Source organism: Exiguobacterium sp. TNDT2, assembly GCF_003331145.1.
Taxonomy (GTDB): domain Bacteria; phylum Bacillota; class Bacilli; order Exiguobacteriales; family Exiguobacteriaceae; genus Exiguobacterium.
On sequence record NZ_QLVE01000031.1, the window covers coordinates 1 to 24,582 of the forward strand.

The following is a 24,582-nucleotide window of genomic DNA, read 5'->3' on the forward strand; positions in this document are numbered from 1 at the left end:
CAGCGCCGAAAGTAGTTGGGGGTCTCCCCCTGTGAGGATAGGACGTCGCCAGGCAAACGGTGGTTCTGGAGCATTCGCTCAAGGGCCGCCGCTTTTTTTATTTATATCGCGATTCAAATGAAAGAGAGGAAGAACAGATGGCCAAAAAAATCAAAGTATACGTCGAGCCAAACGAGACAATCGATGATTGTTTAAATCGAATTGCTCAAATGGGGTATCGCCCGGTACGTAGGATTGAAAAGCCTGTCTTTGAACAAACGGGAACCAAAGACGAACCTGTACATTCCCATCAATCGATTTTGTTTGAGTGCGTTGCTCTCAAATCATAATGCCAAACCGTCACGAATGCGTGGCGGTTTTTTTGTATTTCAACACCACTAAAGACGAACGATAAATATTCAGACAATTAAATTGTTCGCAGTTTGTTGACATGTTTTGAAAGAACAAGGTACGATAGGCGTGTGAGTTGATAACAAATTAAATAGTGCTCCATATAATCGCGAGGAAATGGCTCGCAAGTTTCTACCTGATCGCCGATTCTGATCAGACTATGGGGTATAGTCGACATTTTTTTGTCGTGGCCTATACCCTAAACTGGTTATTCGGTTTAGGGATTTCTTTATTTAAGGGGGACAATTAAGTGAAGGCAACAGTAGGTGTAATCATGGGTAGCTCGTCTGATTGGGAAACAATGCGTCACGCTTGTGACATCCTAGAAGAATTGAGTATTCCATATGAAAAACAAGTTGTCTCGGCACATCGGACGCCGGACTTAATGTTTGAATATGCTGAAGAGGCCCGTACCAGAGGTATACATGTCATCATTGCAGGCGCAGGAGGGGCAGCCCATTTACCGGGAATGGTGGCAGCGAAAACAACGCTCCCTGTCATCGGAGTGCCTGTTCAATCTAAAGCGTTAAATGGACTCGATTCCTTGCTCTCGATTGTTCAAATGCCTGCAGGTGTACCGGTCGCAACCGTCGCCATCGGTCGAGCTGGGGCGACGAACGCAGGTCTTCTCGCGGCGCAAATCTTGAGCCTCCAATCTTCTGAATTGATTGACCGTCTCGAGGTTTACCGCCAAGTGAAACGAGATATGGTACTTCAAGCAACGGAGGAACTAATCTAATGAGAATCGGCATTTTAGGTGGGGGGCAGTTAGGTCGCATGATGTCGCTCAGCGCGAGTGCAATGGGATACGAAACGCTAAGCCTCGATCCAAACTCAAACGCACCGACCGCTCAAGTCGCGCCAAGCATTGTGGCTACATTTGACGACGTAACAGCAGCTCGTGAACTCGCTCAGCGTTCAGACATCATCACATACGAATTCGAAAATATCGATACAGCGATGATTGAAGCTATCGCTGACAAGTGTCCGCAAGGGATGGATGTCTTAAAGGCGACACAGCATCGGCTTTATGAGAAGCAAATGATTGAAGGTGCGGGCCTTCACGTCGCTCCATATATTCCAGTTCGTTCCCTCCCAGACGTCACTCGAGCAAGAGACGTGTTAGGTTTTCCGTTTGTGATTAAGACGTGCCGTTTTGGTTATGACGGTAAAGGTCAAACCGTAATACGTTCAGAACAAGACGTACGCTCGTTCACAGATCAGTTCGAAGAAACGGAATATGTGGCCGAAGCTTGGCTTCCTTTTAAAAAAGAAATCTCTGTCATCGTGACGAGAGGGACGCACGAGACGACGACGTTCCCCATCAGCGAGAACATTCATCGAAACAATATTTTACATCTTTCGATTGTACCGGCACGAGTGGAGCCTGATATTTTAGAGGAGGCGCGTCATTTGGCCCTCCAACTCGCTGACCACACTGGACTAATCGGTACGCTGGCCGTTGAGTTGTTCATTATGGAGGATGGCTCCTTGTATGTGAATGAACTTGCTCCCCGTCCCCACAATTCAGGGCATTACACGATTGATGCCTGTGAGACATCACAGTTCGAGCAACACATTCGGGCAATCACCGGGATGAAGCTTGGACGAACGACGCTTTACACACCAATCGTCATGGTCAACCTGTTAGGCGAACATATGGACGAGCTGAACCCGCAAACGTTACCGTCGAATGTTAAACTACATTTGTATGGGAAAGAAGAAGCGAAGCAGGGGCGGAAAATGGGACATTTGAACGTGCTCGCCGATTCCGTCGAAGAAGCGCTTCAGACCATCGAACAATTGGCAATTTGGAAGGAGACCGTTTTATGATTTCACGTTATACCCGTCCCGAGATGGCGGCGATTTGGACAGACCAAAACAAATTTGAGGCATGGCTTCAAGTAGAACTTTACGCATGTGAGGCGTGGAGCGAGCTAGGCGTCATTCCAAAAGAAGATGTCGCGGTCCTGTGGGACAAAGCATCGTTTGATGTTGAACGCATCTTGGAGATCGAGCAAGAGACGCGCCATGACGTTATCGCCTTCACGCGTGCCGTCTCAGAGACGCTTGGAGAAGAGAAGAAGTGGGTACATTACGGATTGACTTCGACGGACGTCGTCGATACGGCCTTATCGTACTTGATCAAGCAAGCAAACGATATTTTAGAAGCCGATATCGACCGTTTCATCGACATTCTCGCTGAGAAAGCCAAGGCGCATAAATACGACATCATGATGGGCCGTACACACGGTGTCCACGCAGAACCGACGACGTTCGGATTGAAGCTCGCCCTTTGGTACGAAGAGATGAAGCGCAACAAGAAACGGTTTGTGGCAGCCCGTGAGACGATTGAATTCGGCAAGATGAGTGGTGCGGTCGGTACGTTTGCGAACATCGATCCGTTCATCGAATCGTATGTGTGTGACAAATTAGGGATTCAAGCAGCCCCGATTTCGACGCAGACGTTACAACGTGACCGTCACGCCGAATACATGTCGACGCTCGCGTTGATCGCCACATCGATTGAGAAGATGGCGACAGAGATTCGCGGCCTTCAAAAGACAGAGACACGTGAGGTCGAAGAATTCTTCGCCAAAGGTCAAAAAGGGTCGTCAGCGATGCCGCATAAACGTAACCCGATCGGTTCAGAGAACATGACCGGCCTGGCCCGTGTCATTCGCGGTCATATGGTGACGGCGTATGAGAACGTCCCACTCTGGCATGAACGTGACATCTCGCACTCTTCTGCCGAACGAATCATTCTTCCGGATGCGACGAGTCTCCTCAACTACATGTTGAACCGCTTTGGCAATATCGTGAAGAACTTGACGGTCTTCCCGGATAATATGCGCCGGAACATGGACCGGACGTTTGGCATTATCTTCTCCCAACGCATCTTGCTCGCGTTGATTGAAAAAGGATGGTCGCGCGAAGCCGCTTATGATGCCGTTCAACCGAAGGCGATGCAGGCGTGGGAAGAAGAGACGATGTTCCGCACCTTGATTGAACAAGACGCCGAGATGGGCGCGCTCTTCACGAATGACGAGCTCGACGACCTATTCGACCCGAGCCATCACGTGCGCCGTGTCGATGTTATTTTTGAACGCTGTGGTTTGTGATCGTTGAGGGGCTTCATGCCCCTCTCACTTTTAAGGGGGACGATACAGATGGAAGCAATTTACGAAGGTAAGGCAAAAGCGTTATTTGAGACTGAAGAACAGGGTGTGCTCCGCGTCTATTATAAAGACGACGCGACGGCATTTAACGGGGAGAAAAAAGAATCAATCGCCGGCAAAGGCGTGTTGAACAATGCTATCACGACGCGCTTGTTCGAACTCATGCACGATAACAAGATTCCGACGCATTTCATTAAACGACTATCGGATCGCGAGCAGCTCGTGCGCCGTGTCGACATCATTCCGCTTGAGGTCGTCGTGCGTAACGTCGCCGCCGGAAGCCTGGCGAAACGACTCGGTTGGGAAGAAGGGACACCGCTCATGTCACCAATCGTCGAGTTCTACTATAAAGATGACGCACTCGGAGATCCACTTTTAACAGAGGACCACATCCGTTTACTGCAAGTTGCCACACACAAAGAAGTCGAAACATTGCGACAACTCGGCCTGTGGGTCAACGATGTATTGCAAGATTTCTTCAACGAACATGGCATCGATTTAATCGACTTCAAACTTGAGTTCGGTAAAGTCGACGGCACAATCATCCTCGCCGATGAGATTTCGCCGGACACGTGCCGACTCTGGGACAAAGAGACGAAACAAAAGCTCGATAAAGACGTTTTCCGCAGAGACCTCGGATCTCTGACAGATACGTATAGCCAGTTGTTAACACGCATAGGGGGAATGAACTGATGAAAAAAGTAAACGTGTACGTGACATTACGTGAAAGTGTACTGGATCCGCAAGGCGTCGCCGTAAAAGGTGGGCTCGAACATCTCGGTTTTACAGGGGTAGAGTCGGTGCGCATCGGGAAAGTCATCGAGCTTCAAGTGGCAGATGAGACGACCGAAGCGATGGTGCGTGACATGTGTGAGAAGCTACTCGTCAACACGGTCATCGAGAACTATCGGATCGAGATGGGGGTACTCGCATGAAATTCGCTGTCATCGTCTTCCCGGGATCGAACTGTGACCTCGACATGTATCATGCCGTAAAAGATGTCCTCGGTGAAGAAGCGGACTATGTGTTCCATACGGAAACAGCACTCGAAGGATACGACGGTGTGCTCTTGCCAGGCGGGTTCTCCTACGGGGATTACTTGCGCTGCGGTGCCATCGCCCAATTCTCACCGATCATGAACGAAGTGAAGCGGTTCGCTGAAGAAGGGCGTCCGGTGCTCGGCGTCTGTAACGGATTCCAAGTGCTCGTCGAAGCCGGGCTTCTCCCGGGTGTATTGATGCGCAACCGTGATTTGAAGTTCGTGTGCAAGACGGTCGAATTGAAAGTCGAAACGAACGAGACGATGTTCACAAACGATTATGCGCTCGGGGAGACGATTCAAGTCCCGATTGCCCACGGGGAAGGCAACTACTACTGTGACGAGGTGACACTTGAGACGCTTCGAGCGAACGGACAGATCGCCTTCACGTATACCGACAATCCGAACGGATCGGTCGCGAATATTGCAGGAATCACGAACGTACAAGGCAACGTACTCGGAATGATGCCACACCCGGAACGAGCGGTCGAAGCACTCTTAGGCGGGGAAGATGGCAAACGATTATTCACTTCGATGGTGAAATGGGGGACTCGACATGCTACTTACAACTGAACCGACAGCAACACACATCCGTGAAGAGCGACTTTACGCCACGATGGGCTTGACCGATGAGGAATACGCGCTCGTCGTCTCACTGCTCGGTCGTGAGCCGAATTACACAGAGATCGGGTTATTCTCGGTCATGTGGTCTGAACACTGTTCGTACAAAAACTCGAAGCCTGTCCTCCGGAAATTCCCGACCACCGGGAAGCACGTCCTTCAAGGACCTGGGGAAGGTGCCGGCATCGTCGACATTGGCGATGGCCAGGCCGTCGCATTCAAAATCGAGAGCCATAACCATCCATCGGCGATTGAGCCGTACCAAGGTGCGGCGACAGGTGTCGGCGGGATTATCCGCGACATCTTCTCGATGGGCGCGCGACCGGTCGCACTCCTCAACTCGCTCCGCTTCGGAGATTTGAACGAATCACGTGTGAAACATCTTTTCGGCCACGTCGTCTCCGGCATCGCCGGTTACGGCAACTGTGTCGGCATCCCGACGGTCGGTGGGGAAGTCGCGTTCGACCCGGCCTATGCCGGCAACCCGCTCGTCAACGCGATGTGCGTCGGACTCATCCGCCATGAAGACATTCAAAAAGGGATTGCCGAAGGTGTCGGCAACTCGGTCATGTACGTCGGCGCAACGACAGGACGCGACGGCATTCACGGGGCGACGTTCGCCTCGGAAGAACTCGGTGAGGATGCGGACGAGAAACGCCCGGCCGTCCAAGTCGGGGACCCATTCATGGAGAAACTGTTGATTGAGGCGTGTTTGGAAGTCATTAAACACCCAGCCCTCGTCGGGATCCAAGACATGGGAGCGGCTGGTCTCACGTCGTCTTCGGCCGAGATGGCATCGAAGGCAGGCATGGGTATCGAGATGAACCTCGACCTCGTCCCACAACGCGAGGCTGATATGACGCCTTACGAGATGATGTTGTCGGAGTCACAAGAGCGGATGCTTCTCGTCGTCAAGGCAGGGCATGAAGATGAAATCGAAGCAATCGTCACGAAGTGGGGACTTCATGCGATCAAAGTCGGTGTCGTCATAGAAGAAAAAGTACTCCGTCTGCTCCATCACGGGGAAGTCGCAGCCGAAGTACCGGTCGACGCGCTCGCAGAAGACGCACCGGTCTACCATAAGCCGTCGAAAGTACCGGCATATTATGAGACGTTCCAAGCGATGGCACCGGTCCAACCGGTCGTCACGGACGTGCTCTCGACATGGAAAGACGTGCTCGCCATGCCGACGATTGCCTCGAAACGTTGGGTGTATGAACAATACGATTACATGGTCCAAACATCAACTGTCGTCGCGCCAGGCAGTGACGCGGCCGTCATCCGCATTCGCGACACAGACAAAGCGCTCGCGATGACGACAGACTGCAACGCCAAATACGTGTACCTCGACCCGCGTGTCGGCGGTGCCATCGCGGTCGCCGAAGCGGCGCGCAATATCGTCGCCAGCGGTGCCACGCCGCTCGCGCTCACGGACTGCTTGAACTTCGGTAGCCCGGATAAGCCAGAAGGGTTCTGGCAGCTCGACCAAGCCGTCGAAGGGATGGCCGAGGCGTGCCGTGCCCTCGACACACCGGTCATCGGTGGGAACGTCTCGCTTTACAATGAATCGAACGGGACGGCAATTTATCCGACACCGGTCGTCGGCATGGTCGGCTTGATCGACAAGCCGGAACATATCACGACGTCGTTCGCGAAAGCAGCAGGCGATATCATCTTCCTTCTCGGTGAGACGAAACCTGAGTTCGGTGGCAGTGCGCTTCAAATGCTTCAAGACGGCAAAGTGAGCGGGCAGGCGCCGACGCTTGACCTCGAGACAGAGAGCCGTCAGCAACAAGCGCTCCTCGCAGCAATCTGGGCAGGACTTGTCACGGCGGCCCACGACGTCTCAGAAGGCGGACTCGCCGCGGCCCTCCCTGAACTCGTGTTCGGGACAGGCTTCGGCGTAGACGTCACGGTCGACACGGATCTCGTGACGACGCTTTTCAGTGAATCACAGTCACGGTTCCTCGTCACAGTCGCGCCGCATCAGGCTGATGCGTTCGCATCCTTGACGAAGGCGTCACGCATCGGGCAGGTGACAGACACGCCACAATTGACGGTTCGTGCGAGTGACCGCCTCATCGAAATGGACGTCACAGAGCTTGAACGGATATGGGAAGGAGCTATTCCATGTTATATGACATCCGAGGCATGAACGAGGAGTGCGGGGTATTCGGGGTATTCAATCACCACGAAGCGTCACACCTCGCCTACTACGGCCTCCACAGCCTGCAACACCGGGGACAAGAAGGGACAGGCATCGTCACGGCTGACGGCGATCGCTTGCACGCCAAACGCGGGCTCGGCCTCGTCGCTGAAGTGTTCGACGAACCTTCGCTCGATGCATTGACCGGGCATCACGCCATCGGTCATGTCCGTTATTCGACAGCAGGCGGCAACACGCTCGAGAACGTCCAACCGCTCCATTTCAAGTCGCTCACGGGCGATTTGGCGATGGCGCATAACGGTAACCTCGTCAATGCCAACGAGTTGAAACATATGCTCGAAGCGGAAGGTGCGATTTTTCAGACGACATCTGACACGGAAGTCGTCGCCCACTTGATTAAGCGGAGCCGCGGCAACTCGATGAAAGAACGAATCGCGGATAGCTTGGCTCGTCTCGTCGGCGCGTTCGCCTTTCTCTTCTTGACGGAAGACGCGCTCTACGTCGGCGTCGATGTTCACGGATTACGTCCGCTCTCGCTCGGCCAGACCGAGGACGGAGCCTACGTGTTCGCCTCAGAGACATGTGCGTTCGACGTCGTGGGGGCGACGTACGTACGTGATGTCGAACCAGGAGAGCTCCTTATGATCACGCAAGACGGGATTGTATCGGAGCGGTACAGCGAGGCCTCGGTCCGCGCGATGTGTTCAATGGAATACATCTATTTCTCGCGGCCGGACTCGATCATCGATGGCGTCAACGTGCACACGGCCCGTAAGGCGATGGGGAAAAAGATGTTCGACGAGGCACCGGTCGAAGCGGACGTCGTCACCGGCGTCCCTGATTCGAGTATTTCAGCGGCCATCGGTTACGCTGAGGCGAGCGGGATTCCGTACGAGATGGGACTCATTAAAAACCGCTATGTTGGCCGGACGTTCATTCAACCGTCGCAAGAGTTACGGGAGCGCGGCGTCAAGATGAAACTGTCGGCGCTGCGAGGTGTCGTGAACGGGAAGCGGGTCATCATGGTCGACGACTCAATCGTTCGCGGGACGACGAGCCGACGCATCGTCAAACTGCTCCGTGAAGCCGGGGCGACCGAAGTGCATGTGCGCATCACGTCACCACCGATCAAGCATCCGTGCTATTACGGCATCGATACATCATCAAAGGAAGAGTTGATTGCGGCCACCAAATCCATCGAAGAGATTAAAGAAGAGATTGGGGCCGATTCACTGGCGTTCCTCACATTGGATGGGACGGTCGAAGCAATCGACCGGCCGTTCGAAGGGAACTTGCGCGGGCAGTGCGCCGCTTGCTTCACCGGACTTTATCCAACTGAACTGGCGGAACTTGTAACAGAGACAAAAGCTTGAGGGGGACTGACGATGAGTTTAAGATATGAACAAGCGGGTGTGAATTTAGAGGCAGGTTATGAGGCAGTATCACGCATGAAGCGTCACGTTGCACGGACGATGCGTCCAGAAGTGATGACCGGGCTCGGTAGTTTTGGTGCGATGATTGACCTTGGCTCGATGCAGTTGAAACATCCGATTCTCGTCAGCGGAACGGATGGGGTCGGCACGAAACTCAAACTCGCGTTCGCGCTCGACCAACATGATACGATTGGAATTGACTGTGTGGCGATGTGTGTCAATGACTGTCTCGTCCACGGGGCCGAACCGCTTTATTTCTTAGACTATATCGCGACCGGAAAAGCGGAACCGGCCAAACTTGAGCGCATCGTCGCAGGAGTCGCCGAAGGCTGTGTCCAAGCGGGCTGTGCCCTCGTTGGAGGCGAGACGGCCGAGATGCCGGGGATGTATCCGGACGGCGAATATGACATCGCCGGATTCGCCGTCGGTGTCGTCGAGAAGGAAGCACTGATCGATGGACGGACGATTGAAGCGGGGGACATCGTCCTCGGACTCGCGTCATCCGGTGTCCACTCGAACGGATTCTCGCTCGTCCGCCATATTGTCGAGTCGCAAGGACTCGCCTACACCGATGAGATTGCCATGCTCGATACGACGCTCGGGAACGCCCTTTTGTTGCCGACACGCATCTATTCTGAAGCGGCGAAAGCCGCCATCGCGACGGGGCGTGTCCAAGGCATGGCCCACATCACGGGCGGCGGGTTTTATGAGAACGTGCCACGCATGCTGCCGGAAGGCCTCGGTGTCACATTCGACGCATCGAATTGGCCGAGCCTGCCCGTGTTCGACTGGCTCGAACAAGTCGGGCACGTCTCGAAACAAGAGATGTTCAACGTGTTCAATATGGGGATCGGCTTCATGATCACGGTCCGGGCTGAAGATGTCGAAGCCGTCGAAGCCGCGCTCGAGCGCGTCGGGGAGACATCGCACCGTATCGGGAAAGTTGATGCCAAACCGGGCGTCCGCATCATGGGGGTCGACCAGTGAAAAAATTTGCCATCTTCGCCTCCGGGTCCGGTAGCAACGCCGAAGCGATTTGGCAAGCCATCGACCGAGGCGACTTGTCAGGGGAATGTGTCCTGCTCGTCACGGACAAACCAGAAGCGAAAGTACTCGAGCGGGCGGATCGGTTCAACATCGCGAGCTTCTCGTTCGAACCGAAGGCATATGCGTCAAAAGCGGAATTCGAACAAGAAATTCTCGTCTTGTTACAGGCTCTCGGCGCCGACTATATCGTCTTGGCCGGGTATATGCGGTTGATTGGGGACGTGTTGCTGTCAGCATATCCGAACCAGATCATCAACATCCATCCGTCGCTCTTACCGGCGTTCCCAGGAAAAGACGCCATCGGTCAGGCGCTCGCGGCGAACGTGCCGACGAGCGGTGTCACCGTCCATTACGTCGATGCCGGGATGGATACGGGACCAATCATCGCCCAACAAGACGTCGCCATCGCCGGCTGTGATGCTATGGAAGCGACAAGGCGCATCCAAGCGGTCGAGCATCAGCTCTATCCGCGCGTACTACAACAAGTGTTTATCCAACAGGAGGTTTTCAAGTGAGAGCATTACTGAGTGTGTCAGATAAAACAGGAATCGTCGAGCTCGCACAGGCGTTGCATGAAGCGGGCATCGAACTCATTTCGACAGGCGGGACGGAAGCTGCGCTCATCGCGGCCGGCCTTCCGGTAAAAAACATCTCAGCAGTGACGTCGTTCCCAGAGATGCTCGACGGACGCGTGAAGACGCTCCATCCGCTCGTTCACGGCGGACTGCTCGGACGTCGCGATTTGGACTCGCACGTCGAACAGATGAAAGACCACGACATTAAGCCGATCGACTATGTTGTCGTCAACTTGTACCCGTTTAAAGAGACGATTGCGAAAGAGAATGCGACGTATGAAGAAGCGATTGAAAATATCGATATCGGTGGACCGAGCATGCTCCGTTCGGCCGCAAAAAACCATGCCAGCGTGACGGTCGTCGTCGATCCGGCTGACTATGGTCACGTCGCCGAAGCGGTTCGCGCCGGTGGGACGACGTTCGAGACACGCCAACGCCTCGCGACAAAAGCGTTCCGTCACACGGCGGCGTATGACGCCTTGATTGCCGACTATTTAGGGCAGCAGATCGGTGAGACGTTCCCGGAACAGCTCACGGTCACGTATGAGAAAGTACAAGACCTTCGCTACGGAGAGAACCCACACCAACAGGCAGCGTTTTATAAGACGCCGCTCTATCACGGGATGACGCTCGCGAATGCGGAGCAATTGCACGGTAAAGAACTTTCCTATAACAATATCCAAGATACGAATGCGGCGCTCGAGGCGCTCAGTGAACTGACGGAGCCGGCAGCGGTCGTCGTCAAACATATGAACCCGTGCGGTGTCGCTGTGGGAGAAACGATTAGCCAAGCGTTCTCGAGAGCCCATGCGGCCGATCCGGTCTCGATTTTCGGTGGCATTGTCGCCTTGAACCGTGAAGTCGATTTAGAGACGGCAGAAGCACTCCGTAACATCTTCTTAGAAATCATCATCGCGCCATCCTTTAGTGAGGCAGCACTTGACCGATTGAAAGAGAAAAAGAATCTTCGGTTATTGACGCTCGACATGGGCCAGATGACAGGGATGCGATTGACAGCCGTCGCGGGCGGTCTGCTCGTGCAGGACGGGGACGATGTCACCCTCGATGATGCGTCATGTCAAATCGTGACGGACCGTCGTCCGACGGCGTCCGAATGGGAAGACTTGAAGCTCGCGTGGCGTGTCGTCAAACACGTGAAATCGAACGCCATCGTTGTCGCCAAAGATGAGACGACAATCGGCATCGGTGCAGGACAGATGAACCGCGTCGGTGCGGCGAAAATCGCTTTCGAACAAGCGGGTGAACGTGCTCAAGGGGCTGCGCTCGGTAGCGATGCGTTCTTCCCGATGGGGGACACGGTCGAGGCTGCGGCCGCGGCCGGCATCACGGCCATCATTCAACCTGGCGGATCGATTCGTGACGAAGAGTCGATCGAAGCGGCGAACCGCCACGGTATCACGATGGTGTTCACGTCAGTTCGACACTTCAAACATTGAGAGGAGCGATACGATGAACGTACTCGTCATTGGACGCGGCGGCCGTGAACACGCGCTCGCCTGGAAGTTGGGACAAGACGGACACGAAGTGTTCGTCGCCCCTGGTAATCTCAATATGGATGGCGTGACGTGCGTACCGATTGAAGAGACAGATGTCTCGGCACTCGTCGGGTTTGCGAAGCGTGAAGGAATCGACTGGACGATTGTCGGTCCGGAATCGGCCCTGATGGCCGGCGTCGTCGATGCGTTTCAAGCAGAAGGACAACGCATCTTCGGGCCGTCGAAAGCGGCAGCACTTTTGGAAGGCAGTAAAGCCTTCGCCAAAGAAGTGATGCGCGAAGCCGATATTCCGACAGCGGGATATGACACGTTCACCGACGCTGCGTCGGCGCTACACCATCTCGATTTGTCGGAAGCCCCGCTCGTCGTCAAAGCGGACGGGCTCGCTGCCGGCAAGGGCGTGACCGTCGCGTTCACACTCGATGAGGCGCGGGCAGCGATTCACGACATCTTCGACACCGATAAGTTCGGGGACCAGTCCCGTGTCGTCATCGAAGAGTATTTGGACGGGGAAGAGTTCTCGCTCATGGCGTTCGTCTCAGGTGAGCACGTCATCCCGATGATCACGTCTCAAGATCACAAACGTGCATTTGACGGCGACAAAGGACCGAACACGGGCGGTATGGGCGCATACAGTCCGATGCCTCATCTCGATGATGCCGTATACGCGGAAGCGGTCGAGCGCGTGCTCATCCCGCTCGCGCGGACGATGGTCGAACGAGGCACTCCGTTCCAAGGGTTCTTGTATGCGGGCCTCATCTTGACGGCGGATGGCCCGAAAGTGATCGAGTTTAACGCCCGGTTCGGTGACCCCGAGACCGAGGTCATTCTCCCGAACTTGGCATCCCCGCTCCTCGACGTCATCGAGGCGGTCGTGGACCAGAAACCGTATCCGATTGAATGGGTGGACGGCTATACGATTGGAGTCGTCGTCGCGGCGGATGGGTATCCCGATAAAGCGGCGACCGGACAAGTCCTCTCAGGTTTTGACCGTTTGCCGGAAGATGTGCTCGTGTTTCATGCGGGCACGACCCGTGACGGGGCAGATATTGTCGGCAACGGAGGTCGCTTGTTCGTCCTCACGTCGACGAAACCGACGTTGCTCGAAGCAAAACGTGCCGTCTATATGGCACTCGAACAACTTGATTTGCCACAGACGTTCTACCGTCGAGACATCGGCGGACGGGCGTTAGCGCATATTTTTTAAAGGATGGGTCAACCCGTCCTTTTTTTCATGCGAAAAGAAGGAAATCCCGATTTCCTGCTCTACAATGATGGAGTAGATTGAAGGAAGAAGGTGGTCGGTCTGCGAGTCCAAACAAAACTATTTATTGCAATCGCTATAAACATTGCATTGTTCATAGGAATCATTCTTTTTGTGATCAAGCCTTATTTTATTGAAAAAAGCATTGATCAAGATGAAGTCATGATTCGAAGTCAAGTCGATAGCGTCTCAGAAGTATTTTCGAATCGACGCTCCATGTTAGAACGAACGCTAATCGACTGGGCAGTTTGGAATGATTCATACGACTTTGTAATCAATCCGAACGAGGAGTTCATTCGAAGTAACATGGGATATGAAACACTAGAGAATTTAGGTATCAGTGCCATGTTATTTTTAAATGAGAATCAAGACGTTGTCTACTCTGAATTTAGCCGATTTTATGCGTCAGACAATGAGGCTGAGCGTGAAGCTTTTACGAACGATATTTTACGATTCGTCAATGCATCCGGTATTAAACAAAATGCGGTATATGGTACAGATTACGGCCCGATCGTATTCATGAGCCATCCGATTGTCAGAAGTGACGGGAAAGGTACTGCGAAAGGGACGTTGGTCATGATTCAAAAAATCGGGCCTGATTTCATATCTGCGGTAAGCGCGCAAGCGAAAACCCCGATTACGATTCGACCGCTTTCTCATAACCGACTGATCATTGATCAAGACGAGAAATTCGCACGCGTCTCTATGCCATTACAATCTATTTATCAAGATGCAAATTGGGAACTCAATTTCTCGGTCAAACGGACATACTATCTAAATACGATGTCGATGCTACAAACAGGCATGTTCGGGCTTCTTATTTTAGGTCTCGGCTTGCTCATCACGTTATTTTTAACGATTCACCGATTTATAACGATGCGATTGTTGCACATCGTGACTGAGCTGAAACAGATTACACACGAACGGAATGGCCGTCTGCGAATTCGCTCAAATCGAAGAAGTCGCGATGAGATCGAGGACATGGCCACGACAATCAATAACGTATTGGATGCTCTTGAGGAAACAAAGACCGAGTCGTTGAACCGTGCCTTTCGTGATTCGTTGACAAGGTTGCCGAATCGGCTTGCGGTAGAAGACATGTTTGCAAACGCGGCGACGCCTGCTACTCAAATAGCTGTACTTGGAATTGACTTGGACAACTTTAGGCGGATTAATGATCAATTCGGACAAAGAACAGGTGATGCGCTGTTAACATTTCTCGCATCACGTTTAAATTTTTATAAAGAGGATGGGTTTGCCGCTCGAATCGGGGCGGATGAGTTCATATTTATTCATCCGAAATGGTCAACCCGCGAAATGCGATTGGTTGCCAATCAAATTGCGAAAGATGTGACAGATTGGGGAAGAAAGCAAGGGATGAACGGATTGACGACTAGTATCGGAATTGATGAATTGAATCATATCGATCGGCCGTATACGTATGAAATTATGATGAATCGTCTCGATGTGGTCCTCCATGAAGTCAAACACTCAGGAAAAAATCAAATTTTATCCTATGACGAAATCGAAAGCGGGAGTCATTATCTTCATATGCTTGAAATGGAACGTGATTTGAGATACGCCTTGAAGCATGGTGAATTTGAGCTCTATTATCAACCGATTGTATCCCCGAGCCCGTTCGCTGTCCGTGGCGTAGAAGCGCTCATTCGATGGAACCATCCCGTAAAAGGTGCGATCTCGCCGGGAATCTTTATCCCGGTGGCCGAGCAATTAGGATTGATTTCAGACATTGGACGTTGGGTATTGCGGCAAGCGGTATCAGAGATTCAAGAACATGCACATAGTCATCACCTGTTTCTGTCTGTAAACGTCTCAAAGCGTCAAATTGCTGACGGGTCGTTTCTTGAAGAGCTGCGTCATGTGCTATCTGACACAAAGTTCAAAGCAAATCTACTTCATGTTGAAATTACTGAGAGTGAGGTCGGTGGCAACCTGTTTGAATTGCAACAGTTTATCTCTACTCTTAAAGAGATGAACGTGCAAATCTCGCTTGATGATTTTGGGGTCGGCACGTCATCATTGTCATTCTTACAATCGCTTCAACTCGATATTATTAAAATTGATCAAAACTTTGTCAAAGGGATTCCTGAGAACAAGTTCGATCGAGCATTGCTCGAAGGATTGTACCAAACATTCCATACACTTGGGCTCGATATCGTCACAGAAGGCGTCGAGCGTCCGGAACAGCTTGCGTTCGTACTCGAACACAGCAGCTCACTCATCCAAGGTTACCACTACAGCAAACCGGTTCCGCTTGCCCAACTCGAGCATTATTTAAAGAAAACGGTTCTAGTTTGAGAGCGATTAAGATGTTTCCTGCGAGGAGCATCTTTCTTTTTATGATTTCCGTGAAAATTTCATTACAATTGGTAACATAGCTTGCGACCCTTTCATAGAAAAGGTAAACTTGAAACAGGTGAAAGAAAACGCTTACAAAATTATTGTCTGATAATAATGGCGAGGCGATTAAGGGAGGATTGGGTTCGATGCCAACAAAACGATCGGCGCGGGCACCGTGGTCTAAAGCGATGATTCGGTCACAACTTGAAGTCGTGAGCCAAGTCAGGCCACCTTCGCTCGTATTGACGAATGCCACGTACTTGAACATGTACGTGAAGCAGTGGAAACAAGCAAATATATGGATAGAACATGATCGCATCGTCTATGTCGGACCGGATTTGCCGAAAGCGGCCGTCGAGACAGTGGACGTATCCGGAAAGTATATCGTGCCTGGTTACATTGAACCGCATGCACATCCATTTCAACTTTATAACCCGGCTACGCTGTCGAAGTATGCAGGCGAGCGGGGGACGACAACGCTCGTGAATGACAACATGCTTCTTTTTTTACAGAATAAGGAGCAAGCGTTTGCACAACTCGACGCGATGCAACAGCTTCCGACGAGCACATACTGGTGGGCACGTCTCGATACGCAGACCGAACTTGACCGGGACAGCGTCCTTGTCGATTCAGAGCGGATTCATGACTGGTTCAACCATCCGGACGTTGTCATGGCCGGTGAATTGACGGCATGGCCGCGCACGTTAAAAGGCGATGATGAGATGCTTCAATGGATGCTTGATGCTGAGACGTGCGGACTCCCCGTTGAAGGTCATTTTCCTGGTGCCTCAGCGAAAACGTTGACGAAGATGGCGTTGATGGGTGTTCACAGCGACCATGAAGCGATGACGGCAGATGAGGCGCTATGCCGGCTCGAGCACGGATATACGACGACGCTTCGCCATTCCTCGATTCGTCCCGACCTTCCTGATATCATCCGAGGTCTCCTCGATGCAGGACTTGAGGCGTTCGATCATGTGATGGTCACGACGGACGGATCGACCCCAGGTTTTTACCGAGACGGGTTGCAAGACGCGCTTATCAAGATTATGATTGAGGCCGGATTGCCTCCGATTGAAGCATACCGCATCGTCACCTTGAACGTGGCGCGACATTTTGGTCTCGACCACGTCCTCGGTTCGATTGCGCCGGGACGCATCGCGCACCTCAACATTCTTGATGCGATTGACGAGCCGCGTCCGTCCGCCGTCATCGCCAAAGGGCAATGGATTTATCGAGACGGGACGTCGTTGTTCCCGAACGAACTCGTCGACGCGGCGCTCGCGCTCATGCCATCGACGGACGTCGACATCGAACTGACGCCGAACGATCTATCGTTCAGCATGCCGGTCGGTCTCGATATGGTCAACTCGGTTATCATGAAGCTATTCAAAATCTCGCATGATACCGGTCAAGATGAACTGCCGCGTGACGGGGACGAGTCGTTCCTCATGTTGCTTGATAAAGAAGGAAAGTGGCGCCTCAATACGGTGTTGAAAGGATTCGCCAACGATTTTGGCGGTCTCGTCAGCTCATATTCGATTAGTGGTGATTATTTGATTCTCGGGAAATGCAAACAAGACATGTTGACGGCGTTCGACCGGATGAAGGAACTTGGCGGCGGTATCGTTCTCGTCGACCGCGGTGAGATTATCGCGGAAATCCCGCTCCCACTCTGCGGGATGACGTCGCAAGAGCCGGTCGAACAATTGATCGTTCAAGAAGAACGGTTGCGGTCCGAACTGCTCGCGCGCGGGTACAAGTTCGAAGACCCGATCTATACGCTCTTGTTCTTGGCGTCGACGCACTTGCCGTACGTCCGGGCCACACCGCTCGGAATTTACGAAGTGATGAAGAAACAAATACTATTTCCGGCGATTTTACGATGAACAGTTGAGTCCGAGCCGGTCGTGCTTTAGAATGATAAAGAAGTACGATGAGAGAGGATGCTTGCGGATGCAACTCGATAAATTACGAGGACGAGAGCTCGATCAGCTGTTTGAGGCGATTTTGAAGCTCGATACACTCGAAGATTGTTATCAACTATTTGAAGATTTAGCGACCGTGAACGAAGTGCAGGCACTCGCCCAACGGCTAGAAGTGGCCCGCCAAATTCGTGAAGGTAGCACGTATCATAAAATTGAAGAAGCGACAGGAGCTTCGACGGCCACGATTTCCCGCGTCAAGCGTTGCTTGAACTACGGGTCAGGTGGCTATGATCTTGCCCTTGAACGTCTACAACAATCAGAAGGTGACTCGTAAGAGTCATCTTGTTTTTGATGGGAGAGGAGGGGCGAGATGCAAGACAAGTTTATGAAGCGAAATTTACAGCTGTTCTTTCGGAAGCTGACACCGGTCCAGACACTCGTGTTGATTTATAGCGCGGCGGTCGTGTTGGCTGTTATTTTGCTCGCTTTACCGATTGCGCGACAATCAGGCGTCTCGATCACATTCACGGATCTCGTCTTTTTTGCAGTCAGTTGCGTCAGTGTCACCGGATTGACCCCGATTGTCGTGACCGATACGTTCTCGACGTTCGGATTATTTATTATCTTGTTCATTGTTCAAGTGAGCGGTGTCGGATTGATCAGTCTTCACGTCATCATGTGGATTTTGCTCGGCAAGCGCATCGGTTTCCGTGAGCGCCAGCTGATTTTACGTGACCAAAACCAGACGTCGATGTCTGGAATCATCAAGTACATCACCGAGATCGTCATTACTGTTATCGCAATTGAAGCGGTCGGTGCGGTATTGTTAGGGGTCCATTACTTAAATTACTTCGATACGGCCAGCGAGGCGTTCCTGCAAGGCCTGTTCGGGTCAATCAGTGCGACGACGAACGCCGGCTTCGACATCACCGGTAGCTCGCTCGCACCGTTCCGGGAAGATCCGTTCGTCATCTTTACGCAAATCGCGCTCATGACCGGTGGTGCCATCGGGTTCCCAGTCCTTGTCGAGATTCGGACGTATTTGACGAATCGAATCATTCGGAAGCGCGAGAATTTCCCGCGCCGGTTCTCACTGTTCACAAAACTCACAGTATCGACGTTTTTCATCTTGATTGCTGTTGGAACTGTCGGCTTGTTCCTGTTTGAATATAACAACGCGTTCAAAGAGTTGCCGCTCTGGCTCGCACTTTCGGATTCGTTGTTCCAGTCCGTGACGACGCGAAACGGAGGCTTGTCGACCGTCGACGTCAACTTGTTCTCAGAAGGCAGCATGTTGCTGCTCTCGATTCTGATGTTCATCGGGGCCTCTCCGTCTTCGGTCGGTGGAGGGATTCGGACGACGACGTTCGCCGTCGCCGTGCTCGGGGTCGTCGCGTTCATTCGCGGGGACTCGTCCATCAAAATCTTTGGGCGTGAGATCGTGCTCGAGGACATTTGGAAAGCGTTTGTCATTATCACCGTTTCACTGGCTGTCCTGTTGACCGGGGTCATGGTGCTGACGTTCTTCGAAGACGCGTCGCTCACCCGGATCTTGTTTGAGGCGTGCTCGGCGTTCGGGACGACCGGATTGTCGGTCGGGCTATCGTCTGAATTCAGTAACATCGGCAAGTGGGTACTCACCATCTTAATGTTCATCGGTCGAATCGGTGTCATCGCCTTCATCTTGATTTTGCAACGGAGACAGCCGAAGCGGATGTACAACTATCCGAAAGAATCAATCATCTTAGGGTAAGGAGCTCAGAACATGAAAGCTTTTTGGATCAATTTCGGTTACGTGTTCGCCGTTCCCGTGCTACCGTTCATCGCGGTCGTGAACGGAACGGCGCTCTGTTCACCAGATTCTCCGCTACTTGATATTCCCGTGCTCGGCTTTTTCTTGGCCAATCCGCTCTGGTTCATCCCGGTGTACGGGTTGTTCGCGCTTGTCGTCGCCAAGTGGATGACGACCCACGAACGAAAGACGCACGCGAGACGTGTTTGAGACTTGCCTCGGCAAGTCTTTTTTTGTTCAACAGATGCAAGTGAGGGCAAAAATCGCTACACTAGAAGAGGTATCAAAGGGAGGGAAGTGGAATGGAATTTCAATCGTGGCGCCATGTGTTTAAACTAGATCCAAACAAACCGCTCGATGATTCGGCGCTCGCGGCGCTCGTCCGCTCCGGCACTGACGCCTTCCTCATCGGCGGGACCGACGGGGTCGATGCGAAAAACACATTCGCGCTCTATGCCCGACTCGAAGGGTGCGGCATTCCGCTCGCGCTCGAGATGAGCCATCCCAAGCAAGTGGTTCGGGGCTTCGACCACTATTTCATTCCGACTGTGTTGAACGCGGGCACCGTGGACTGGGTCATCGGCCATCAGACGAAGGCGTTCGAACGATACGGGCACTTGTTTCATAACGATGTAACCGGACAAGGTTATATCGTCTTGAACCCAGATGCGAAAGTGGCCCATGTGACCGAGGCGAAAACCGACCTGTCAATCGAAGAGGCGGTTGCTTACGCAGAAGCTGGTCATCGCTTGTTCCGCCTGCCTTCCTTGTATGTGGAGTATAGCGGCACACTGGGATCCGTCGAGCTCGTCCAAGAAGTACGTTTGGCGGTGCCGGACGCCCACTTGTTTTATGGGGGCGGCATCACCGGATACGAATCGGCCCGGATGATGGCCGAATACGCTAACACGATCGTCGTCGGTAATGTGATTTATGACAATTTCGAAGGAGCGCTTGCGACTGTCGCAGCACTCCGATAAAATAAGAACAAATGTTTGGTTGGAGAAAGGAAACAATTATGTATAACTTGAGTGAAGAATTAGTCAAAGGCATGAACCCCCCGCAAGCGGAGGCGGTCAAACATACGGACGGCCCGCTCCTCATCATGGCCGGGGCAGGTTCTGGGAAAACACGTGTCTTGACGCATCGCGTCGCCTACTTGATGGCGTCGAAACAAATCGCGCCGTGGAACATTCTCGCCATCACGTTCACGAACAAAGCGGCCCGCGAAATGAAAGACCGGATCGCTCGCCTCGTCGGCGGTGTTGCGGACGATATTTGGATTTCGACGTTCCACTCGATGTGCGTCCGGATTTTACGCCGCGACATCGATCGCATCCGTTATGACCGGAACTTCTCGATTCTCGACTCGTCCGATCAGTTGACGGCAATCAAGCAAGTGCTCAAAGAGCTGAACCTCGACCCGAAAAAATATGAGCCGCGGACGCTTCTCGGCATGATCTCGAACCATAAGAACGAGCTCCGCACGCCGCAAGATGCTGCCGCGCTCGTCGGCAACAACCCGTACGAGAAAGTCATTTCTGACGTCTATACGGCGTATGAGAAGAAATTGAAGCAAAACAACGTGCTCGACTTTGATGACTTGATCATGAAGGCGATTCAGCTGTTCCAAGAAGCGCCGGACGTGCTCGCGTTTTATCAGAAGAAATTCCAATACATCCACGTCGACGAGTATCAGGATACGAACCGGGCCCAATATACACTCGTCAAGCTGCTCGCCGAGGCGCATGAGAACTTGTGTGTCGTCGGTGATTCAGATCAGTCGATTTATCGCTGGCGCGGCGCCGATATCGCCAATATCTTGACGTTTGAAAAAGATTACCCGAGCGCACACGTCATCCTGCTCGAACAAAACTATCGGTCGACGAAACGGATTTTGGAAGCGGCGAACGGTGTCATTCAAAACAACTCGAGCCGAAAAGATAAAAAGCTATGGACAGAGAATGTCGAAGGAGAGAAATTGCTCCTTCACGTCGCTTCAGATGACAGGGATGAAGCGTTCTTCATCATCAATCAGATGAAAGAACTCCGCCAAGAAGGCATCGATTACGGCGAGATGGCCGTTCTGTATCGGACGAACGCCCAATCGCGTGGACTCGAGGAGATGCTCCTCAAGTCGAACATCCCGTATAAAATGGTCGGCGGGACGAAGTTCTATGAACGAAAAGAAATTAAAGACATCTTGGCGTATTTGCGCTTGATTGCCAACCCGGATGAAGATATCTCCTTCGTCCGTGTCGTCAACGAACCAAAGCGCGGCATCGGTGCCGCGACGGTCGACAAGCTCGGTGACTTCGCCGGGATGCAAGGCGTGTCGCTTATGGAAGCGATTCGTGACATTGAACTGTCGGGCATTGCGCCTCGTACAGCGACGAAACTTACCGAGTTCCGTCAATTGATGGTCGATTTGCGTCAAATGGCCGACTATTTGTCGATTTCCGAATTGATTGAAGAAGTGTTGAAGAAGTCAGGCTACGAAGAGATGCTCAAAATCGAGAAGACGCTTGAAGCCGAGAGCCGCCTCGAGAACTTGCAAGAGTTCCTCTCGGTCGCCCAAAACTTCGAGAAAGAGAGTGACGAACAGACACTCGTCGCCTTCCTGACCGACTTGACGCTCGTCTCGGATCTTGACACGCTCGAAGAAGTGGACGAGTTGCACCAAGTGACGCTCATGACTCTCCACTCGGCCAAAGGACTTGAGTTCCCGGTCGTCTTCTTGATCGGGATGGAAGAAGGGTTGTTCCCGCATAGCCGTGCGTTGAACGACCCGGAAGAGATGGAAGAAGAACGCCGTCTCGCGTACGTCGGCATCACGCGGGCCGAGAAGCGTCTCTATTTGACGCGGGCCCAGTCGCGCATGCTGTACGGGCGTTTCCAAAACAATCCGGAGTCGCGCTTCTTGCATGAGTTGCCAGAAACGCTCTTGGAGCGTTCAGGCAAAGCGAAGAAGCCGATGCCATGGAATCCGGTCGAGTCGCCAGGAAAACTTCCTGTGAACGGCTTCAGCTCGAAACCGAAACCGAAACTCGCCCAGTCGTCCGGCGCCGAATCAATCGGTTGGAACGTCGGGGACAAAGCGAATCATAAAAAATGGGGACAAGGCACGGTCGTTCAGACGCGTGGCGAAGGCGATCAGCTCGAACTCGATATCGCTTTCCCGGCCGTCGGCATCAAGCGCCTGCTTGCCAAGTTTGCCCCGATCGAAAAAGCGTGAGGTGATCATATGGAGATGGCAGAACGTGTTGAAGCGATTCGTCAAAAGTTAAATCAATATGGGTATGAATATTATGTGCTTGATCGCCCTAGTGTCCCGGATTCGGAATACGATCGTCTCATGAACGAACTGATTGAAATCGAGACGGACTATCCGGAACTACGGAGTCCGGACTCACCGACGCAACGGGTCGGCGGCGCCCCGCTCGACGCATTCGTCAAAGTGACGCACGACACGCCGATGCTCTCCCTCGGGAACGTGTTTTCTAAAGAAGAGCTCGTCGAATGGGTCGAACGGATCGAGAAAGATCTTGGGTACAGTCCGCTCTTCGTCGCCGAGCTCAAGTTTGACGGGCTCGCCGTGTCTCTGAAATACGAAGATGGTCGACTCGTCCGTGGTGCGACGCGCGGTGATGGGACGACCGGCGAAGACATCACGCAAAACTTAAAGACGATCCACTCGATTCCGCTCCGATTAAACGAGGACGTGACGTTTGAGGTGCGTGGCGAGGCGTATATGCCGAAGCGGTCGTTCGAACAGTTGAACGACGAACGGGAACGCCTTGGCGAACCCCTCTTCGCCAACCCGCGCAATGCGGCGGCAGGGTCGCTCCGCCAGCTCGACTCGAAAATCGCGGCGTCGCGGAACTTGGCATTCTTTGCCTACGGGCTCGTCTCGACAGACGACCTCGTCACCTCGCATGACGAGTCGCTCGCGTATTTGCGCCGTCTCGGCATCGCCGTCAGCGAAGAGTACACGACATGTCATACGGCCGATGAGCTATGGGACTATATCGAAACGTATGTGACGAAGCGGTCGGAGCTACCGTATGAGATTGACGGCATCGTCATCAAAGTCGCAGGCTACGAAGAGCAAGAACAGCTCGGCTTCACGGCAAAGAGTCCGCGTTGGGCCGTCGCCTATAAGTTCCCGGCCGAGGAAGTCGTGACGACGATTGAAGACGTCGACTTCAGTGTCGGGCGGACCGGGAAAGTCACGCCACGGGCGCGGTTCGCACCAGTCTCGGTCGCTGGGTCGACCGTGACGTATGCGACGCTCCATAATGAGGACTTCATTGTAGAGAAGGACCTTCACATCGGGGACCGTGTCGTCATCAAGAAAGCCGGGGACGTGATTCCGGCCGTCGTCTCGGCGCTCGTCAGTGAGCGGACCGGGGAGGAGACGGAAATCGTCTTCCCGACCCATTGTCCGGCGTGTGCGTCCGAACTTGTCCGGTTAGAAGGAGAGGCGGACCATCGCTGCGTCAATCCGGAATGCCCGGCCCAACTGCTCGAAGGGCTGATTCATTTCGTGTCGCGCCCGGCGATGAATATCGATGGGCTCGGCGAGAAAGTGATTACGCAACTCCATGCGTCGGACCTCGTCCATAATGTGGCCGACCTGTATCGTCTCGACCGGGATGCGCTGCTCGCGCTCGACCGGATGGGCGAGACGTCGGTGACGAACTTGCTCGCGGCGATTGAGCAGTCGAAACAGAACTCGCTCGAGCGTGTCTTGTTCGCGCTCGGCATCCGCCTCGTCGGACAAAAAGCGGCTGCGTTGATTGCGGAACGTTTCGAGACGATGGATGCCGTCATGGATGCGTCGATCGAGGACTTGACATCAATCGACGGCATCGGTACGAAAATGGCGGAATCAATCGGTATATATTTCGAGAAGCCGGAAGCCCGTGACCTCGTCCGTGAACTCGGCGAGGCAGGTGTCAATTTGACGTTTAAAGGTGCGAAACGACCGGTTGATACGGATGCGCCGCTCGCCGGTAAGACGGTCGTCTTGACGGGGAAACTGCATGAGATGACCCGCGGCGAAGCCGGCAAGAAACTTGAACTGCTCGGTGCGAGCATCACGGGCAGCGTCAGCAAGAACACTGACCTTCTCGTCGCCGGCGAGAAGGCTGGGTCGAAACTGACGAAAGCCGAGTCGCTCGGCATCGAAGTGTGGGACGAGGCGGCGTTGCTCGCTTTCCTAGCAGAACAATCTTGAACGAGGTCCTCCTAAGGGAGGGCCTTTTAT

At 53.1% G+C, this 24,582-nt stretch carries 21 protein-coding genes and 1 riboswitch; all 21 genes read left to right on the forward strand.

Going from position 1 to position 24,582, the window contains the following annotated elements:
- Positions 1-137: 137 nt before the first annotated feature.
- The 21 genes from DPV68_RS13160 to ligA all read left to right on the forward strand — a co-directional run bounded on the left by DPV68_RS13160 (position 138) and on the right by ligA (position 24,552).
- Entirely contained in the window at positions 138-329 is a 192-nt protein-coding gene (locus DPV68_RS13160) for an NETI motif-containing protein (RefSeq protein WP_114167258.1), read from the forward strand.
- A gap of 140 nt (positions 330-469) precedes the next feature.
- Positions 470-571, forward strand: a riboswitch (purine riboswitch).
- A 69-nt stretch (positions 572-640) separates the two neighbouring features.
- The gene (purE, locus tag DPV68_RS13165; RefSeq protein ID WP_114167259.1) at positions 641-1,129 is read left to right on the forward strand and encodes a 5-(carboxyamino)imidazole ribonucleotide mutase; all 489 of its coding nucleotides are present in this window, start codon (positions 641-643) and stop codon (positions 1,127-1,129) included.
- A complete protein-coding gene (gene purK, locus DPV68_RS13170) occupies positions 1,129-2,223 on the forward strand; it encodes a 5-(carboxyamino)imidazole ribonucleotide synthase (protein WP_114167260.1) in 1,095 nt (364 codons plus the stop codon). Before purE ends, purK begins: the two co-directional genes overlap by 1 nt.
- On the forward strand, positions 2,220-3,512 hold the full coding sequence (gene purB, locus DPV68_RS13175; protein WP_114167261.1) for an adenylosuccinate lyase: 1,293 nt from the start codon (positions 2,220-2,222) through the stop codon (positions 3,510-3,512). Before purK ends, purB begins: the two co-directional genes overlap by 4 nt.
- A gap of 48 nt (positions 3,513-3,560) precedes the next feature.
- Entirely contained in the window at positions 3,561-4,262 is a 702-nt protein-coding gene (gene purC / locus DPV68_RS13180) for a phosphoribosylaminoimidazolesuccinocarboxamide synthase (protein WP_114167262.1), read from the forward strand.
- Positions 4,262-4,504, forward strand: a complete 243-nt coding sequence (purS, locus tag DPV68_RS13185; protein ID WP_021065194.1) for a phosphoribosylformylglycinamidine synthase subunit PurS — start codon at positions 4,262-4,264, stop codon at positions 4,502-4,504. The genes purC and purS overlap by 1 nt, the downstream gene beginning before the upstream one ends.
- Positions 4,501-5,181, forward strand: coding sequence for a phosphoribosylformylglycinamidine synthase subunit PurQ (purQ, locus tag DPV68_RS13190; protein WP_114167263.1), 681 nt, complete (start codon positions 4,501-4,503; stop codon positions 5,179-5,181). The genes purS and purQ overlap by 4 nt, the downstream gene beginning before the upstream one ends.
- The gene (gene purL / locus DPV68_RS13195; protein WP_114167264.1) at positions 5,165-7,384 is read left to right on the forward strand and encodes a phosphoribosylformylglycinamidine synthase subunit PurL; all 2,220 of its coding nucleotides are present in this window, start codon (positions 5,165-5,167) and stop codon (positions 7,382-7,384) included. The genes purQ and purL overlap by 17 nt, the downstream gene beginning before the upstream one ends.
- A complete protein-coding gene (gene purF, locus DPV68_RS13200) occupies positions 7,360-8,769 on the forward strand; it encodes an amidophosphoribosyltransferase (RefSeq protein ID WP_114167265.1) in 1,410 nt (469 codons plus the stop codon). Before purL ends, purF begins: the two co-directional genes overlap by 25 nt.
- 12 nt (positions 8,770-8,781) lie before the next feature.
- The gene (purM, locus tag DPV68_RS13205; protein ID WP_114167266.1) at positions 8,782-9,816 is read left to right on the forward strand and encodes a phosphoribosylformylglycinamidine cyclo-ligase; all 1,035 of its coding nucleotides are present in this window, start codon (positions 8,782-8,784) and stop codon (positions 9,814-9,816) included.
- Positions 9,813-10,391, forward strand: a complete 579-nt coding sequence (gene purN, locus DPV68_RS13210; protein ID WP_114167267.1) for a phosphoribosylglycinamide formyltransferase — start codon at positions 9,813-9,815, stop codon at positions 10,389-10,391. Before purM ends, purN begins: the two co-directional genes overlap by 4 nt.
- Entirely contained in the window at positions 10,388-11,908 is a 1,521-nt protein-coding gene (gene purH / locus DPV68_RS13215; protein ID WP_114167268.1) for a bifunctional phosphoribosylaminoimidazolecarboxamide formyltransferase/IMP cyclohydrolase, read from the forward strand. Before purN ends, purH begins: the two co-directional genes overlap by 4 nt.
- Positions 11,909-11,921: 13 nt before the next feature.
- Positions 11,922-13,175: a phosphoribosylamine--glycine ligase gene (gene purD / locus DPV68_RS13220; RefSeq protein ID WP_114167269.1), complete on the forward strand. Its 1,254-nt coding sequence runs from the start codon at positions 11,922-11,924 to the stop codon at positions 13,173-13,175.
- A gap of 219 nt (positions 13,176-13,394) precedes the next feature.
- The gene (locus DPV68_RS13225) at positions 13,395-15,551 is read left to right on the forward strand and encodes a bifunctional diguanylate cyclase/phosphodiesterase (RefSeq protein ID WP_232819651.1); all 2,157 of its coding nucleotides are present in this window, start codon (positions 13,395-13,397) and stop codon (positions 15,549-15,551) included.
- Between the two features lie 188 nt (positions 15,552-15,739).
- The gene (locus DPV68_RS13230) at positions 15,740-17,482 is read left to right on the forward strand and encodes an adenine deaminase C-terminal domain-containing protein (RefSeq protein ID WP_114167271.1); all 1,743 of its coding nucleotides are present in this window, start codon (positions 15,740-15,742) and stop codon (positions 17,480-17,482) included.
- 67 nt (positions 17,483-17,549) lie between these two features.
- Positions 17,550-17,855, forward strand: coding sequence for a YerC/YecD family TrpR-related protein (locus DPV68_RS13235; RefSeq protein WP_034781303.1), 306 nt, complete (start codon positions 17,550-17,552; stop codon positions 17,853-17,855).
- A gap of 36 nt (positions 17,856-17,891) precedes the next feature.
- Positions 17,892-19,274, forward strand: coding sequence for a TrkH family potassium uptake protein (locus DPV68_RS13240; RefSeq protein ID WP_114167272.1), 1,383 nt, complete (start codon positions 17,892-17,894; stop codon positions 19,272-19,274).
- A gap of 12 nt (positions 19,275-19,286) precedes the next feature.
- Positions 19,287-19,523 carry a hypothetical protein gene (locus DPV68_RS13245; RefSeq protein WP_114167273.1) on the forward strand — a complete coding sequence of 79 codons (237 nt, stop codon included), beginning with the start codon at positions 19,287-19,289 and terminating at the stop codon, positions 19,521-19,523.
- Positions 19,524-19,615: 92 nt separating this feature from the next.
- Positions 19,616-20,293, forward strand: a complete 678-nt coding sequence (gene pcrB / locus DPV68_RS13250; protein ID WP_114167274.1) for a heptaprenylglyceryl phosphate synthase — start codon at positions 19,616-19,618, stop codon at positions 20,291-20,293.
- Between the two features lie 38 nt (positions 20,294-20,331).
- On the forward strand, positions 20,332-22,548 hold the full coding sequence (gene pcrA / locus DPV68_RS13255; protein ID WP_114167275.1) for a DNA helicase PcrA: 2,217 nt from the start codon (positions 20,332-20,334) through the stop codon (positions 22,546-22,548).
- A gap of 9 nt (positions 22,549-22,557) precedes the next feature.
- Positions 22,558-24,552, forward strand: a complete 1,995-nt coding sequence (ligA, locus tag DPV68_RS13260; RefSeq protein WP_114167276.1) for an NAD-dependent DNA ligase LigA — start codon at positions 22,558-22,560, stop codon at positions 24,550-24,552.
- Positions 24,553-24,582: the final 30 nt, after the last annotated feature.